Consider the following 15,538-nt stretch of genomic DNA (forward strand, 5'->3'; position numbering starts at 1 on the left):
ACGTTTGATACAGAAATTTCATCCCGCCGGAATCAGTGGAGGTTGCCAGGGAGTCGATTTACCAACAGGGAGGTGCCGAGAAGGAGCACCCCGACAGTCTCTCCGGGAGGAAGCATGATCAAGCCAGGTCCCATGACGACATCGCGCGCCGATGGCGGTCGCCGCCGCCTCACCCGGATCGCCGCCGGCCTGCTGGCGGGGCTCGTTCTCGCCGCCCCGGCCCGGGCCGCCGAGGTTCGGGTGATGATCTCCGGCGGCTTCACCGCCGCCTATCAGGCCCTGGTGCCGGGCTTCGAGGCGAAGACCGGCGACAAGGTTGAGACCGCCTACGGCCCGTCGATGGGCACGGCGCCGGAGGCGATCCCCGTGCGCCTCGCCCGCGGCGAGCCGGCCGACGTGGTGATCATGGTCGGCTACGCCCTCGACGCCCTCGACACGGCGGGCAAGATCGAGCCGGGCACCAAAGTGGCCCTGGCCGATTCCCGCATCGCGCTGGCGGTGAAGGCCGGGGCCAAGGTGCCGGAGATCGGCACCCTCGACACCTTCAAGACGGCGCTGCTCGGCGCCACCTCGATCGCCTATTCGGACAGCGCCAGCGGCGTCTACATCGAGAAGGAGATGTACAAGACGCTCGGTCTCGAGGCGGAGCTGGCGCGAAAGAGCAAGATGATCGTCGCCGAGCGCGTCGGCAACGTCGTCGCCCGCGGCGACGCCGAGTTCGGCTTCCAGCAGATCGCCGAGCTGAAGCCGGTCAAGGGCATCACCATCGTCGGGCCGATCCCGCCGGAGGTGCAGAAGGTGACGGTGTTCTCCGCCGGCATCCCGAAGGGCGCCAAGCACCCGGAGGCGGCCCGCGCGCTCATCGCCTGGCTCTCCTCCCCCGAGCACGCCGCGACGGTCGCCGAGACCGGCCTCGATCCGATCAAGGCGCGCTAACTCCCGATTCACGACGAGGACAATCCGAACGATCGGATTCACCGCCTCTTCACGCCGTCCGGCGCCTGATGGGTCCCACACAACAGGTCTCGCGCCGCCCGAGAGGGTGGCACAAGCGGGCGGGGACGGCATCATGGAACAGGGTCGGACGCCCGGAGCGGCGGCGCGCATGAACGCGCCGCTGCTCCGGCAGGAGAATCACGCGCATCAGCGTTACCTCGCAGCCCCCGGCTACCATCCCGGAGCGCGGGTGATCGCGGCCCTGGGGCCGGCGCTCGGCACGGCGATCGTCGCGGTGGTCGCGCTGGGATGGCGGATGTCGCTCTAAGCAGACTTGCGTTGGGCAGACTTGCGTTGGCGTGCCGCACAGGGACACGGCGGAGGCTGGTGCGGAGCCGATGGTCCGGGATCACGGATCCCGAACGCAACCCCGGTCAGCGGCGGCCCGATCGGCGACAGAGGCCGCTCGCAGCCGTCACGGCGGGTCGGCGCGGAAGCGGTCCGACCGCCCGGGAACGGAGTTCCGCTCGACGCCTCGCCTTCCGGGCGACGGCCTTCATCGTGGGCACGAGGAAATTCAAGAGCACGACGTTGATCAGGATCGCGCACGCCAGGACGAAAATCGGCGTTTCGATCACGATCGCGATGGCCAGCCGGATCGATGCCTCGATCATCGTCCCCGCATGCGCCAGCACATGGTACGACCTCACGGCAAGGTACGACACCGCGGCGGCTTTCGTGATGGTCTCCCGGACCGGAAATGCACTGCCCGCGCTCACTGCATGCTCCCCCTCGTAGCTCTCTCGGACAAGGAGCGGGACGTCCGGTCCCGGCACCATGCTCTCCCTGGCTCGCAATCTAGCCGGGTCGTTCCGCAGTTGTGATCCCTCAATTTAGGGGAAACACTACGTAAGCAGCAAGAGATTTCGGAAGCGTCCGGCGCTCGATCGGCCGCACGGCGATATCGTCATGAATTTTTCCAATCCGTTTCTGCGATGTAAGGACCGCGATTCGCCCCGTCCGCCGCAGAATGATTGAGATATAACAGAACATCTGTGCAGATCGCGCCAGACGCCAGCCGCATTCTCCGGCGGCGCGCCGGAACCGTGCTCGTTCCCACGTCCGGGCCTCGTCCCCTGCGCGGCCCGATGTGCTGGACATCTCCCTTTCCGAGGCGATCGCGTCACGCGATCCGCAGTGCCGGATCCACGCGCACGGCCCAAGCCCCTTCGCCGGCGCATGGCGCCCTGCCGCGGCCCCGGCGGCGATCGCCCGCGCCAATCGGCCGGATTGCCGGACCGTGCGTCCACGCCCACTCTGCCGCCGTCATGCGGCGCCACCTTCCCCTCGTCCTCGCGGCCCTCCTCGCCCTCGTGGCGACGGCGCTGCTCGCCTATCAGTGGCTCGGGCAGCCGACGACGCTGCGCGTGGCCGTCGGGCCAGCGGGGGGCGAGGATGCACGCCTGGTCGCGGCGGTGGCGCAGAGCCTCGCCCGCAGCCACGAGGAGGTGCGCCTGCGCCCCGTGGCGACGAGCGGCGTCGCCGAGAGCGCCGCGGCGGCCGAGCAGGCCAAGGCCGACCTCGCGGTGGTACGCTCCGATGTCGGCATCCCGGCGAGCACCCAGACGGTGGCGATCCTTCACCGCGACGCGGTGCTGCTGCTGGCGACCGACCCCGCCCTTGCCGCGGTACCGGACCTGCGGGGGAAGCGGATCGGGATCGTGCGCAACCCGGCCGGCAACGCCCGGCTGCTCGCCAGCATCCTGGAGCATTACGACGTCCCGGCCGAGGCCGTCACGACCGTGCCCCTCGGCGACGGGCGCGAGGCCGGCGAGGCCCTGCGGGCGGGCCGGGTCGACGCCGTGATGGTGGTGAGCCCGCTCACCGGCCGCACCGCCGGCGACGTGGTGGCGAGCATCGCGAAGGCCGGCGGCACCCCGAGCTTCATCCCGATCGGCGAGGCGGCGGTGCTGGCGCGGCGCTGGCCGGCGCTGGAGAGCCTCGAGGTCGCCCGCGGCACCTTCGGCGGCACCCCACCGCGCCCGGCCGAGACCGTGACCACGGTCGGGGTCAGCCACCGGCTGGTCGCGCAGGCGCGCCTGCCCGACTCGACCGTCTCGGAGCTGACGCGGCTGCTCTTCGTCAACCGGCCCGGCCTCGCCGTCGAGGTGCCGCTCGCCAACCAGATCGAGGCGCCCGACACCTCGAAGAGCGCGTCGCTGCCGGTGCATCCCGGGGCGCAGGCCTATTACGAGGGCGAGGTCGAGAGCTTCTTCGAGCGCTACGGCGACTGGTTCTACCTTCTGGTGATGTGCGTCTCGATCCTCGGCTCGGCCGCCGCCACCCTGGTGTCGCGCGCGGCTAACCGGTCGCGGGCCCGCGACATGGCGCTGCTGCGCCAGCTGCTCGCCATCGTGCGGGCGAGCCGCGACGTCGAGGACGAGCTGGAGCTCGCCGATCTCGAGCGGCAGGCCGACGAGATCCTGGCCGCGGCGCTCGCCCGGGCCGGGACGGGGGCCATCGACAATGCCGGCGTCGCGGCCTTCACCCTCGGCCTCGACCAGGCGCGGCGGGCGATCGCGGAGCGCCGGGGTCTCCTGGTCGAGCGGCAGGCGTTGCTCGACCGCCAGGGCCTCGATCGCGAGCCGGATCCACTCTCCGCCGCGGCGGAGTGACGCGGTCCGGGACGCGAGGCCGCTTGCCGAGGGGGCCTCTTGCGAACCGGCCTCACACCTTATATTGCGACGCAACAGTTTTCCCCCGGCTCGATGCGTCCGGCTGCCATCCTGGCGGCCCGCGGCGTGCCGGGCTTTGTTTGCTTCGGATATCCCATGAAGCTGCGCAATATCGCCATCATCGCCCACGTCGACCACGGCAAGACGACCCTCGTCGACAAGCTGCTCCAGCAATCCGGCTCGTTCCGCGAGAACCAGCGGGTCGAGGAGCGCGCGATGGACTCGAACGACCTCGAGAAGGAGCGCGGCATCACCATCCTGGCCAAGGCCACCTCGGTGGTCTGGAAGGACACCCGCATCAACATCGTCGACACCCCCGGCCACGCCGATTTCGGCGGCGAGGTCGAGCGCATCCTCTCGATGGTCGACGGCGTGATCGTGCTCGTCGACGCCGCCGAGGGCCCGATGCCGCAGACCAAGTTCGTGGTCTCGAAGGCGCTCAAGATCGGCCTGCGCCCGATCGTGGCGGTCAACAAGGTCGACCGGCCCGACGCCCGCATCACCGAGGTGGTGAACGAGGTGTTCGACCTGTTCGCGGCGCTCGACGCCACCGACGAGCAGCTCGACTTCCCGATCCTGTACGGGTCGGGCCGCAACGGCTGGATGGCGACCTCGCCGGAGGGCGACCAGTCCGACGGCCTCGCCCCCCTGTTCGACCTCGTGCTCGAGCACGTGCCCCAGGCCAAGACCGAGGACGGCCCGTTCCGGATGCTCGGCACGCTCCTCGAGGCCAACCCGTTCCTCGGCCGCATCATCACCGGCCGCATCGCCTCCGGCACGGTGAAGCCGAACCAGCAGATCAAGGTCCTCGACCGCGAGGGCAAGGTCGTGGAGACCGGCCGCGTCTCGAAGATCCTGGCCTTCCGCGGCCTGGAGCGCCAGCCGATCGAGGTCGGCGAGGCGGGCGACATCGTGTCGATCGCCGGTCTGGTGAAGGGCACCGTCGCCGACACCTTCTGCGACCCGCAGGTCGAGACCCCGATCCAGGCCCAGCCGATCGACCCGCCGACCGTGACGATGTCGTTCATCGTCAACGACAGCCCGCTCGCCGGCACCGAGGGCGACAAGGTCACGAGCCGCATGATCCGCGACCGCCTGTTCAAGGAGGCCGAGGGCAACGTCACGCTCAAGATCGAGGAAGCCGCCGACAAGGACTCGTTCTACGTCTCCGGCCGCGGTGAGCTGCAGCTCGCCATCCTGATCGAGACCATGCGCCGCGAGGGCTTCGAGATCGCGGTGTCGCGGCCCCGCGTCGTGTTCGAGAAGGACGAGGCCGGCGAGACGATGGAGCCGGTCGAGGAGGTCGTGATCGACGTCGACGAGGAGTATTCCGGCGTCGTCGTCCAGAAGATGTCGGAGCGCAAGGCCGACATGATCGAGATGCGCCCGTCGGGCGGCAACCGCCTGCGCCTGGTGTTCCATGCTCCGACCCGCGGCCTGATCGGCTACCAGGGCGAGCTGATGACCGACACCCGCGGCACCGCGATCATGAACCGGCTGTTCAAGGCCTACGAGCCCTACAAGGGCGAGATCGCCGGCCGCCGCAACGGCGTGCTGATGTCCAACGACCAGGGCGAGGCCGTGGCCTACGCGCTGTGGAACCTCGAGGATCGCGGCCCGATGATGATCGAGCCGGGCTGGAAGGTCTACCAGGGCATGATCATCGGCGAGCACAACCGCGAGAACGACCTCGAGGTGAACGTGCTCAAGGGCAAGAAGCTCACCAACATCCGCACCACCTCGAAGGACGAGGCGGTCCGCCTGACCCCGCCGATCCGCATGACCCTCGAGCGCTCGCTCGCCTGGATCCAGGACGACGAGCTGGTCGAGGTGACCCCGAAGTCGATCCGCCTGCGCAAGGCCGTGCTCGACCCGAACGACCGCAAGCGGGCGGAGCGGGCCAAGGAAGCCCTGAGCGCCTGATCGGCCGTAGGACGGTCTGACGTGTCATCCCTCGCCCCTTCGGGGCGGGGGATTTTTTATGGCGGTCGTGGACGGCGGGCGGCCCGAGTGGATTCCCGGTCCGTCCTCCCGTATCCCCGCCGTGAGGGCGGCGCGGGCGCGGCCGCAGGAGACCCGTGTGGAACACGAGATCTACCGCTGGATCGGAATCCTGACCTCGATCCGGTCGGACGTGCTGGCGCCTTTGGGGCTCGCGCTCGCGCTCATCGTCACCGTGCACGTGCTGATGAACAAGCGCGAGGTCGGCGCCGCGATCGGCTGGATCGGCCTGGCCTGGCTCTCGCCGCTGCTCGGCAGCACGCTCTACGTGATGTTCGGCATCAACCGGGTGAGCCGGCGCGCCCGCCGCCTGCCGGTGCTGCCGGGACCGCGGCCCGGGGCGCCGCCGCCGCCGGTGGCCGAGGTGCCCGGCGCGTTCCAGCCCCTGAAGCAGGCGGTCGAGCGGATCAGCGGCCTGCCGCTCGTCGCCGGCAACCGCATCGAGCGCTACCGCCATGGCGACGAGGCCTATCCGGCGATGCTGGCGGCGATCGGCGAGGCGCAGACCAGCGTCGCCCTGTCGAGCTACATCATGCGCGACGACGACAGCGGCCAGGCCTTCGCGGCGGCGCTTCGCGCCGCGCAGGCCCGGGGCGTCGCGGTCTGCGTGCTGATCGACGGCATCGGCAGCGGCTACTTCTTCCCGGCGATGTACCGGCGCCTGCGGCGCCTCGGGATCCCCGCCGGCCTGTTCATGCACTCGGCGCTGCCGTGGCGGATGCCGTTCCTGAACCTGCGCACCCACAAGAAGCTGCTCCTGATCGACGGCCGGACCGGCTTCGTCGGCGGGGTCAACATCGCCGACGAGAACGTCATGGCGAAGAACCCGCCCGAGCCGGTGCGCGACAGCCATTTCCGCATCGACGGCCCGGTGGTCGGCCAGCTCGCCCAGGCGTTCTGGCGCGACTGGGCGTTCGTGAAGGCCGAGGACCTGGAGGGACCGGCCTGGTTCCCGGAGATCCCGCCGGCCGGCGCCTCGCTCGCGCGGGTCGTCACCTCGGGGCCGGACGCCGACATCGAGAAGATCGAGTTCGTGGTGCTGGAGGCGGTCGCGACCGCCCGGCGCTCGGTGCGCTTCGCCACGCCCTACTTCCTGCCGAGCGAGATGCTGCTGACGGCGCTCGGCCTCGCGGCGATGCGGGGCGTCACCGTCGACGTCATCATCCCGCAGGCGAGCAACCACCGGGTGGTCGACTGGGCGACCCGGGCCCATGTCGGGCCGCTGCTGGAGGCGGGCGTCAGGATCTGGCTCGACCGGCCGCCCTTCGACCACTCGAAGCTGATGGTGGTCGACGACGCCTGGTGCTTCGTCGGCAGCGCCAACTGGGACAGCCGCAGCTTCCGGCTCAACTTCGAGCTCAACGTCGAGGTCTACGATCCCGACTTCGCGGCCGATCTCGACGGGCTGATGCGGGCCAAGATGGAGCAGCCCTTGACGATGGCCGACCTCAACTCTCGCGGGATGGCCGTGCGCCTGCGCGACGCCGGCGTGCGATTGCTGCTGCCATATCTTTGAGCGGCACCCGCTTGCGGAGATCCTCGGCCCGGTCGCGGAACGCCTCGATCCGGTTCCGCAGGGCCTCGCGCCGGGGCTCGCGGTGGCCGGGCTCGAGATGGACGACGATCGGCCGGTGGTCGGAGGCGCCCCGCGGCAGCACCGCCTGGCCGCGGCAGGTCAGCCCCCGCACCAGGCAGCGGTCGAGCCGCAGGGGCACGAGCTCGACCATGGCGTGGGTCGGGTGGCGCGGGCCGACGTCCTGGAAGCCGGGCAGCAGGGCCGGCCCGACGATGTTGTAGTCGCCGAGCACCGCGGCCCGTACCGGCAGGTGCTGGGCGATGCGGCGCAGCTGGCGCCGGTTCAGCACCTGCCCGTGCGACAGGTGGACGTTGGCGACCCCGAAGGCGCCGAGATCGACGATCTGGCACACCCGGTCGATCAGGGCGCCGGAGGGCAGGGTGATGACCCGGGGCGGGGTCGCCCACGGGGTCGGGCTCCACATCGCCAGGCCGTGGATGCGCTTGGGCAGCGGCGCCCAGGCGTAGTGCCCCCCGGCGCGGGCCTGAAGCTCGGTGATGTCGACGGTCGCCTCCTGCATCAGCAGCAGGTCGGGCTTCTCCTGCGCGATCAGCGCCTCGAGGGCGTCGACGGTCGCGCCGGTCCGCCGCAGCAGGTTCCAGCTGATGATCTTGCGCGGGCCGGCGCGATGCGGGGCGGGCGCGGCGGCCGGGGCGTCGGCGGGCAGGAGGTGTTGGGGGGGCTGCATGGCACCGCTGGGGAAGCGCATGATTGGGCCGGTACGATGGCGCGGGACGCCTCGGGCCGTTGCGGGACGCGGCATACGCCGATTTGCCCCATCGGCGATAGGGCGTCAGGCGCCGGGCGGCCGCAATCCGGGCAGTGCTTGGACCAATGTCCGGAACTGGTCGCCGCGATCCTCGAAGCTGCGGAACTGGTCGTAAGACGCACAGGCCGGCGAGAGCAGCACCACCGGATCGGCCTTGGCATCCGTCGCCGCCGCCGCGGCGGCCTCCGCGACGGCGGCGGCCAGCGTTCCGCAGCGGCTGAACGGCACATGCCCGTCGAGGGCGGCGGCGAAGTCCTCGGTCGCGGCGCCGATCAGGTAGGCGTGGGCGACGCGGGGGAAGTACGGCGCGAGGCTCGCGATCCCGCCCTCCTTCGGCTTGCCGCCGAGGATCCAGTGCACGTGCTGGAAGGCCGAGAGCGCCTTCTCGGTCGAATCGGCGTTGGTGGCCTTCGAATCGTTGATGAACAGGACGGGGCCGCGGCGCCCGACCTCCTCCATCCGGTGCGGCAGGCCCGGGAAGCTCGCGAGGGCCGCCGCGAAGGCGTCGGGCGAGACGCCGAGTGCGCTCGCGACCGCGTAGGCGATGGCCGCGTTCTGCCAGTTATGGGCACCGCGCAGGGACCCGATGCCGAAGAGGTCCGCCACCGGCTCAGGCGGCGCGCGCCGCCCGTCGATCACGACGCCGTTGCGGGCGAGGATGCCCGGCCCCTCCCCCGCCTCGCCGCCATGACCTCGGGAGACGTGGACCCGGGTCAGCGGCCCCGCGCGGCGATCCGCGATCGCCCGGCAGAATTCGTCGTCCACGCCGACGATCGCGTGGGCGGCACCGGTCACCAGCCGCTCCTTGATGGCGGCGTAATGCGCCATGTCGCCGTGGCGGTCGAGGTGGTCGGGGGTGAGGTTGAGAAGCACGCCGAGGGTGGGGCTAAGCGACGGCGTCAGGTCGATCTGGAACGAGGACAGCTCGATCACGTGGACCCGGTCGGGCGAAGGCGGCGCCAGCGACAGGATCGCCGTGCCGATATTGCCGCCCATCTGCACGTCGCGGCCGGCGCTCGCCAGGACGTGGGCGATCAGCGCCGTGGTGGTCGACTTGCCGTTGGTGCCGGTGATGGCGACGAAGGGCGCATCGGGGCTGGTCGCGGCCCGTTCGCGGCAGAACAGCTCGATGTCGCCGATCACCGGCACGTCGGCGCCCCTCGCGAGGTCCACGGTCCAGTGCGGCGCCGGATGGGTGAGCGGCACGCCGGGGGCGAGGATCAGGGCGGCGAAGTCGTTCCACTCGGCTTGGCGCAGGTCGCCGGTCTCGATGCCCTGCTGGCGCGCCGCCTCCATCCGCGCCGGGTTGTCGTCGCAGGCGATCACCCGGGCGCCGCCGGCCTTGAGGCTGAGCGCGGTGGCGAGACCCGAGCCGCCGAGACCGAACAGGGCGACCGTCCGGTCGGCGAAGGTGGTGGAGGGTGTCATGCGGTGTCCGCCGGGTCCATTGGAATGGCGCGGGATCCCTTCTCCCGAGTGGGAGACGGGTAGGGGTGAGGGTGACACGCTTCAGTGTAAAGCTGTGCCCGTCGTGCTGGCAGCGTAACGCTCAGAGCTAGACTCAGAGCCGTAGCACCCTCACCCCTGACCCCTCTCCCACACGGGCGAGGGGGACGTGCCTTCCTTTCAAGCGTTGGCGGAGATTGCAATATCTGAACCGCGAATGAGGGCGTTGCTCCCCTACCGCAGCTTCAGCGTCGCCAGCCCGAGCAGCGCCAGCACCACCGCGATGATCCAGAACCGGATCACCACCTGCGGCTCCTTCCAGCCCTTCTGCTCGAAATGGTGGTGGATCGGCGCCATGCGGAAGACGCGCTTGCCGGTGAGCTTGAACGAGGCGACCTGGATGATGACCGACAGGATCTCCAGCACGAACAGGCCGCCGACGATGCCGAGCACGATCTCGTGCTTGGTCGCCACCGCCACGGTGCCGAGCAGCCCGCCGAGCGCCAGGGAGCCGGTATCGCCCATGAAGATCTGGGCCGGCGGCGCGTTGAACCACAGGAAGCCGAGGCCCGCCCCAATCAGGGCGCCGCAGACCACCGCCAGTTCGCCGGTGCCCGGGACGTAGTTCACCTGCAGGTACGAGGCGTAGATCACGTTGCCGACGAGGTAGGCGATGATCCCGAAGGTCGCCGCCGCGATCATCACCGGCACGATGGCCAGCCCGTCGAGGCCGTCGGTGATGTTGACCGCGTTGCCCGCGCCGACGATCACGAAGCCCGCGAAGGCGACGTAGAACAGGCCGAGATTGATGATCGCGTCCTTGAAGACCGGGAAGGCGAGCCGGTAGGCGAGGCCCGGCGCGGAGTATTCCGCCACCGCGACGCAGGCCGCGATCGCGATCAGCGCTTCGAGACCGAGGCGGAACTTGCCCGAGAAGCCCTTGTGGCTCTGCTTCGTGACCTTCAGGTAATCGTCGTAGAAGCCGATCGCGCCGAAGCCCAGCGTCACCATCATGACGATCCAGACGTAGTGGTTGCGCGGGTTGGCCCAGAGGATCACCGCCACCATCACGCCGGCCAGGATCATCAGCCCGCCCATGGTCGGCGTGCCGCGCTTGGTCAGCAGGTGCGATTGCGGCCCGTCCTCGCGGATCGGCTGGCCCTTGCCCTGGCGCAGGCGCAGGAGCGAGATGATCCACGGCCCGAACCAGAACACGAAGAAGCCCGCCGTGAACAGCGCGCCTCCGGTCCGGAAGGTGATGTAGCGGAAGACGTTGAGCGGCGAGAACACGCCGCTCAGCTCGGAGAGGAGGTAGAGCATCCCGGGGGCATCCGATCGTGGGCGAGCGGCGGCGCCGGGCTCACACCCGCGCCAGCGCGTCAGAAGTCCTTCGAAGGTGGCTCAGCCGGAGCGGCCGACGGCGAGATCCTGCTCCGCGCCGACCCCGTAGCGGGCTTTGAGCGCCTCGACAATCCGGCCCATGCGGGTGCTGTTCGAGCCCTTGACCATCACGGCGTCGCCGGGGCGCAGGGCCTCGATCACCGGATCGACCAGCTCGGCGGAGCTTTGCCGGGCGCCGGCGCGGCGGGAGGCGGGCAGCGCCTCGAACAGTTCCTGCATCAGGGGGCCGGCGGTGAAGACGAGGTCGATCCCGTGCTCCTCGACGGCCTCGGCCAGCCCGCGGTGCAGGGCGGGCGCGTCGGCGCCGAGCTCCATCATGTCGCCGAGAACGGCGATGCGCCGACCGGCGGTCTCGACGCCGGCCAGCGTGCTGAGCGCCGCCCGCACCGAGGCCGGGTTGGCGTTGTAGCTCTCGTCGACGAGGAGCGCTTCGCCGCCCGCGACCGGGAGGACGTGGCGGGCGCCGCGGCCGGCCGGCGGGCGCAGCTGCGCCAGCGACAGGGCGGCGAGCGCGAGGTCGGCGCCGAGCGCCTGCACGGCGGCGATGACGGCGAGCGAATTCAGCGCCGTGTGCCGGCCCGGCGTGCCGAGCTGGTAGGTGACGGGCAGACCCATCGCCCGCACGTCGACGATCGACAGGTCCGGGCGCATCACGATGCGCTCGGCCCGCACGTCGGCCTCGCGGTGCTCGCCGAAGCTCACCACCCGGCCGGCGTTGGAGGCGAGGGCGTGGGCCTTCAGCCGCTCGAAATTCGGGTTGTCGCGGTTGATGATCGCGACGCCGCCGGGCTCCAGGCCGCAGAAGATCTCGCCCTTGGCGTCGGCGATGCCCGACAGCGAGCGGAAATGCTCGATATGGACCGGCTCGACCGTGGTGACGATCGCGATCTCGGGCCGCACCAGGCGGGTCAGGGGGGCGATCTCGCCGGCATGGTTCATGCCGACCTCGAACACCCCGAACGCGCTCGACGCCGGCATCCGGCCGAGCGTCAGGGGCACGCCCCAGTGGTTGTTGTAGGAGGCGACCGAGGCGTGGGTGGTGCCTTGCGCGGCGAGCACGTGGCGCAGGGCCTCCTTGGTACCGGTCTTGCCGACCGAGCCGGTGACGGCGAGCACCCGCGCAGCCGTTCGCGCCCGGGCCGCGACCGCGAGGCCGCGCATCGCCGCCAGGACCCCGTCATCGTCACGGGAGGGAACTGCGATCAGCGGTCCGGCCTCGCCGAGGTCGGCGGCGCGCTCCTCGGCCACCACCGCGGCGCCGGCGCCGCGGGCGAGCGCGTCGCGCACGAAGTCGTGGCCGTCGCGGGCCTCGCCCTTGATGGCGAAGAACAGGTCCCCGACCTTCAGGGTGCGGGTATCGATCGAGAGGCCGGACAGGGCCTGGGGAGCGGACGCATCCGCGGCGGCGCGGCCGCCCATGGCGGCGGCGGCGGCGTCCAGGGTCCAGAGGGGCTCGGTCATGCGCGGGTCTCCTCGATCGCGCTCAGGACCGCGTCGCGGTCGGAAAAGGGCAGCGTCCGGTCGCCGATGATCTGGCCCGTTTCATGACCTTTGCCAGCGACCAGCAGCACGTCGCCGGCGCGCAGGTCTCGCACCGCGGCCCAGATCGCCTCCGCGCGGTCGCCGATCTCCTCGGCGCCCGGTGCCGCCGCCAGGATCGCCGCGCGGATCGTCGCGGGGTCCTCGCTGCGGGGATTGTCGTCGGTGACGATGACCCGGTCGGCCTTGTCGGTGGCGATGCGGCCCATCAGCGGGCGCTTAGCCCTGTCGCGGTCGCCGCCGCAGCCGACGACGCAGACGAGCCGCCCGGTGGTGAAGGCACGCAGCGCGTCGAGGACATTGGCGAGCGCGTCGGGCTTGTGGGCATAGTCGACGATGCAGAGCGCGTCGCGCACGGTGCCGACCCGCTCCAGCCGACCCGGCACCCCGGCGAGATGCGAAAGCGCCGCGATCACCTCCGCCTCGCGCACGGCCCCGGCCGGGGTCGCGAGCACCAACCCGGCGGCGACGAGGGCGTTCTCGACCTGGAACGCCCCGACGAGGGGGAGATCGACGGTGTGGGTCACCCCCGCGACCGCGATCGCGAGGCGCTGGGCGAAGCCCTCGGTGCGGGCGGAGACGAGGCGGATCCCCTCCCCGGCCCGGCCGGTGGTGACGAGCCGCAGGCCGCGTTCCCGCACGGCCGCGATCACCGCCCCGCTCCGCGGACCGTCGGCATTGACGACCGCGGTGCCGTCCGCCCGCAGCAGGGTCGTGAACAGCCGGAGCTTGGCCTGGAGATAGGCTTCCGGCGTGAGGTGGTAGTCGAGGTGGTCGTGGCCGAGATTGGTGAAGCCGGCGGCCGTCAGGCGGACCCCATCGAGGCGGCTCTGCTCGATCCCGTGCGAGGAGGCTTCCATCGCGAGTTCGGTGACGCCGTCGGCGCTCAGCCGGTCGAGGGTCCGGTGCAGGGTGATCGGGTCGGGGGTGGTGAGCGAGCCGTAGGCGGCGCCGGACGTGGTGATCACCCCGAGCGTCCCGAGGCTCGCCGCCTCCCGGCCGAGGCGGCCGAAGATCTGGCGCACGAAATCGGCGACCGAGCTCTTGCCGCTGGTGCCGGTGACCGCGACGACGGTCTCGGGCTGGCGCGGATGCAGCCGGGCCGAGGCCGAGGCCAGAGCCGCGCGGGCATCGGGCACGGAGAGGTAGGCGACGCCCTCCGGCAGATCGGCCGGGCGCTCGCCCTGCGCCACCATCGCGACAGCGCCGGCCGCTGCCGCCTTGGCGGCGAAGAGCCGGCCGTCGGCCGCCGTGCCGGGCACCGCCAGGAACACGAAGCCGGGCGCGACCTTGCGGCTGTCGGCGGTGAGGCCGGTGACGGAAAGACCGGCCGCTTGGCCGGCCTCCGGGAACAGATCGCCGAGGGTGAGGCTCATCGTCCGTCCAGCTGGTTCACGTGATAGGCGCCGAGCTTGACCATCAGCGGGAACGGCTTCGCCGGCGGCTCGAATTGCGGCGGCAGGCCGAGGATCGGGGCGACCCGGGCGATCACCCGGCCGGTGACGACGCCCGAGTTCCAGGCCGCCGTCGCATAGGTGCCGGATTCCGCCGCCACCGCCTGCGGTTCGTCCATGATGGTGACGAACAGATACTTGGGCTTGTCCATCGGCGCGGCGGCCATGAAGGTCGTGAACAGCCGGTTCTTGACGTAGCGGCCGCGGATCACCTTCTCGGCGGTGCCGGTCTTGCCGCCGACGTAGTAGTACGGAATCGCCGCCTTCTTGGCCGATCCCTCGGTGGCGTTGAGGCGCATGATGAAGCGCATCGCCTCGCTGGTCTGGGGCGAGAGCACCTGCGTCGCCTTCTCGCGCGCCTCGGCCTCGCTGCGCTTGAGGAAGGTCGGCGTCATCAGGAAGCCGCCATTGGCGATCGCCGCCACCGCCGCCGAGGCCTGGAGCGGCGCCACCGCGAGGCCGTGGCCGAACGCGATGGTGATGGTGTTGATCTCGGTCCAGCGCGGCGGGATGATCGGTTCGGCGCTCTCCGGCAATTCGGTGCGCAGGCGGTCGAGCAGGCCCATCTTCTTCAGGAAGGCCTTGTGGCCGGGCACGCCGATGCCGAGCGCCATCTTGGCTGAGCCGATGTTGGAGGAGTGGGTGAACACCTCCGGCATCGTGATGACCCGGTTGGTGCCGTGATACTCGTGGATCTTCTGCCGGCCCCAATGCAGCACGCCGCCGCGGGTGTCGAAGGTCGAGTTGACGGTGAACTTGCCGGAATCGAGCGCCATGGCGAGGGTCATCGCCTTGAAGGTCGAGCCCATCTCGTAGACGCCGACATTCATCCGGTTGATCCGGTCGGGGTCCAGCGCGTCCTTCGGCTCGTTCGGGTCGAAATCCGGCAGGGAGGCGAGCGCGATCACCTCGCCGGTGGTCACGTCGAGGATCAGGCCGGCCGCCGCCTTGGCGCGGTAATGCTCCATGCCCCAGGCCAGCTCGTCGCGCACCGCGTGCTGGGCGCGCAGGTCGATCGATAGCTGGACCGGCGCCATGTCGGCCGACTTCTCGACGAAGCCGAGGCTGGTGAGGTCGCGCAGGCCCTGGCGGTCGATGTACTTCTCGATGCCGGCGATGCCGACATTGTCGAGGTTGGTCACGCCGAGGATGTGGGCGGCCGCCGTGCCGTTCGGATAGACCCGCTTGTGGTCGGGCAGGAAGCCGACGCCCGGGATGCCGAGGCGGTGCACCTCGACCTGCTGGCGCGGGGTGATCTCGCGCTTGACCCAGACGAAGCCCTTCTTCGACGACAGCTTCTCGCGCAGGTCGCGGGCGTTGATCTCCGGCAGGACGGCGGTGAGCAGCTCGACCGCCTCGTCCTTGTCGTAGATGTTCTTCGGCTCGGCGAAGACCGAGACCGTGCGGATGTCGGTCGCCAGGATCTCGCCGTTGCGGTCGATGATGTCGGGCCGCACCTGGGTCGTGCCGCCGGCCTCGGCCCGGCGCGCCGAGGCGGTGACCGGGTCGTCGGGGAACAGCGCGAAGCTGACGAGGCGGCCCATCAGGGTCAGGAACACCGCGCCGAAGACGAGGCTGACGAGCCCGACGCGGGCGGCGCTGCGCTCGACCGAGAGGCGGAACATCGCCGTGACGCCGCTGCGCAGCATCGCCGCGATGTCGCGCCGCGGCTGGGCCGGGG

Annotated in this window: 12 protein-coding genes; 5 read left to right on the top strand and 7 right to left on the bottom strand. The window is 70.8% G+C overall.

Annotated features, from left to right (window positions below):
* Positions 1-132 precede the first annotated feature (132 nt).
* Together FF100_RS18550 and FF100_RS18555 are read left to right on the top strand one after the other, a co-directional pair.
* On the top strand, positions 133-936 hold the full coding sequence (locus FF100_RS18550) for a molybdate ABC transporter substrate-binding protein (RefSeq protein ID WP_139037165.1): 804 nt from the start codon (positions 133-135) through the stop codon (positions 934-936).
* Positions 937-1,069: 133 nt separating this feature from the next.
* Positions 1,070-1,264 (top strand): hypothetical protein, encoded by a 195-nt coding sequence (locus FF100_RS18555; protein ID WP_139037166.1) that lies wholly within the window; start codon positions 1,070-1,072, stop codon positions 1,262-1,264.
* A 106-nt stretch (positions 1,265-1,370) separates the two neighbouring features.
* Here FF100_RS18555 and FF100_RS18560 read toward each other — a convergent pair whose 3' ends face one another.
* Positions 1,371-1,715: a hypothetical protein gene (locus tag FF100_RS18560; protein WP_139037167.1), complete on the bottom strand. Its 345-nt coding sequence runs from the start codon at positions 1,713-1,715 to the stop codon at positions 1,371-1,373.
* 549 nt (positions 1,716-2,264) lie between these two features.
* Between FF100_RS18560 and FF100_RS18565 the strand changes: the two genes are divergently transcribed.
* The 3 genes from FF100_RS18565 to FF100_RS18575 all read left to right on the top strand — a co-directional run bounded on the left by FF100_RS18565 (position 2,265) and on the right by FF100_RS18575 (position 7,188).
* A complete protein-coding gene (locus FF100_RS18565) occupies positions 2,265-3,611 on the top strand; it encodes a TAXI family TRAP transporter solute-binding subunit (RefSeq protein WP_139037168.1) in 1,347 nt (448 codons plus the stop codon).
* 156 nt (positions 3,612-3,767) lie between these two features.
* On the top strand, positions 3,768-5,594 hold the full coding sequence (gene typA, locus FF100_RS18570) for a translational GTPase TypA (protein ID WP_139037169.1): 1,827 nt from the start codon (positions 3,768-3,770) through the stop codon (positions 5,592-5,594).
* Positions 5,595-5,751: 157 nt separating this feature from the next.
* The gene (locus FF100_RS18575) at positions 5,752-7,188 is read left to right on the top strand and encodes a phospholipase D-like domain-containing protein (protein WP_171070242.1); all 1,437 of its coding nucleotides are present in this window, start codon (positions 5,752-5,754) and stop codon (positions 7,186-7,188) included.
* Here FF100_RS18575 and FF100_RS18580 read toward each other — a convergent pair.
* From FF100_RS18580 to FF100_RS18605, 6 genes are all read right to left on the bottom strand, one after another.
* A complete protein-coding gene (locus FF100_RS18580) occupies positions 7,121-7,936 on the bottom strand; it encodes an endonuclease/exonuclease/phosphatase family protein (protein ID WP_139037171.1) in 816 nt (271 codons plus the stop codon). The two genes, FF100_RS18575 and FF100_RS18580, sit on opposite strands and share 68 nt — an antisense overlap.
* Positions 7,937-8,041: 105 nt before the next feature.
* A complete protein-coding gene (murD, locus tag FF100_RS18585) occupies positions 8,042-9,445 on the bottom strand; it encodes a UDP-N-acetylmuramoyl-L-alanine--D-glutamate ligase (RefSeq protein WP_139037172.1) in 1,404 nt (467 codons plus the stop codon).
* Between the two features lie 252 nt (positions 9,446-9,697).
* On the bottom strand, positions 9,698-10,783 hold the full coding sequence (mraY, locus tag FF100_RS18590) for a phospho-N-acetylmuramoyl-pentapeptide-transferase (RefSeq protein WP_139037173.1): 1,086 nt from the start codon (positions 10,781-10,783) through the stop codon (positions 9,698-9,700).
* Between the two features lie 81 nt (positions 10,784-10,864).
* Positions 10,865-12,325 carry a UDP-N-acetylmuramoylalanyl-D-glutamyl-2,6-diaminopimelate--D-alanyl-D-alanine ligase gene (locus FF100_RS18595; protein ID WP_139037174.1) on the bottom strand — a complete coding sequence of 487 codons (1,461 nt, stop codon included), beginning with the start codon at positions 12,323-12,325 and terminating at the stop codon, positions 10,865-10,867.
* The gene (locus FF100_RS18600) at positions 12,322-13,779 is read right to left on the bottom strand and encodes a UDP-N-acetylmuramoyl-L-alanyl-D-glutamate--2,6-diaminopimelate ligase (RefSeq protein ID WP_139037175.1); all 1,458 of its coding nucleotides are present in this window, start codon (positions 13,777-13,779) and stop codon (positions 12,322-12,324) included. Before FF100_RS18600 ends, FF100_RS18595 begins: the two co-directional genes overlap by 4 nt.
* On the bottom strand, positions 13,776-15,506 hold the full coding sequence (locus FF100_RS18605) for a peptidoglycan D,D-transpeptidase FtsI family protein (protein WP_139037285.1): 1,731 nt from the start codon (positions 15,504-15,506) through the stop codon (positions 13,776-13,778). Before FF100_RS18605 ends, FF100_RS18600 begins: the two co-directional genes overlap by 4 nt.
* Between the last annotated feature and the right edge of the window lie 32 nt (positions 15,507-15,538).

The organism is Methylobacterium terricola (assembly GCF_006151805.1).
GTDB lineage: Bacteria > Pseudomonadota > Alphaproteobacteria > Rhizobiales > Beijerinckiaceae > Methylobacterium > Methylobacterium terricola.

Coding starts and splice junctions, on each gene's coding strand:
- FF100_RS18550 (WP_139037165.1), top strand. CDS start 133: ATGACGACATCGCGCGCCGATGGCGGTCGCCGCCGCCTCACCCGGATC.
- FF100_RS18555 (WP_139037166.1), top strand. CDS start 1,070: ATGGAACAGGGTCGGACGCCCGGAGCGGCGGCGCGCATGAACGCGCCG.
- FF100_RS18565 (WP_139037168.1), top strand. CDS start 2,265: ATGCGGCGCCACCTTCCCCTCGTCCTCGCGGCCCTCCTCGCCCTCGTG.
- typA (WP_139037169.1), top strand. CDS start 3,768: ATGAAGCTGCGCAATATCGCCATCATCGCCCACGTCGACCACGGCAAG.
- FF100_RS18580 (WP_139037171.1), bottom strand. CDS start 7,936: ATGCAGCCCCCCCAACACCTCCTGCCCGCCGACGCCCCGGCCGCCGCG.
- murD (WP_139037172.1), bottom strand. CDS start 9,445: ATGACACCCTCCACCACCTTCGCCGACCGGACGGTCGCCCTGTTCGGT.
- mraY (WP_139037173.1), bottom strand. CDS start 10,783: ATGCTCTACCTCCTCTCCGAGCTGAGCGGCGTGTTCTCGCCGCTCAAC.
- FF100_RS18595 (WP_139037174.1), bottom strand. CDS start 12,325: ATGACCGAGCCCCTCTGGACCCTGGACGCCGCCGCCGCCGCCATGGGC.
- FF100_RS18600 (WP_139037175.1), bottom strand. CDS start 13,779: ATGAGCCTCACCCTCGGCGATCTGTTCCCGGAGGCCGGCCAAGCGGCC.
- FF100_RS18605 (WP_139037285.1), bottom strand. CDS start 15,506: ATGCTGCGCAGCGGCGTCACGGCGATGTTCCGCCTCTCGGTCGAGCGC.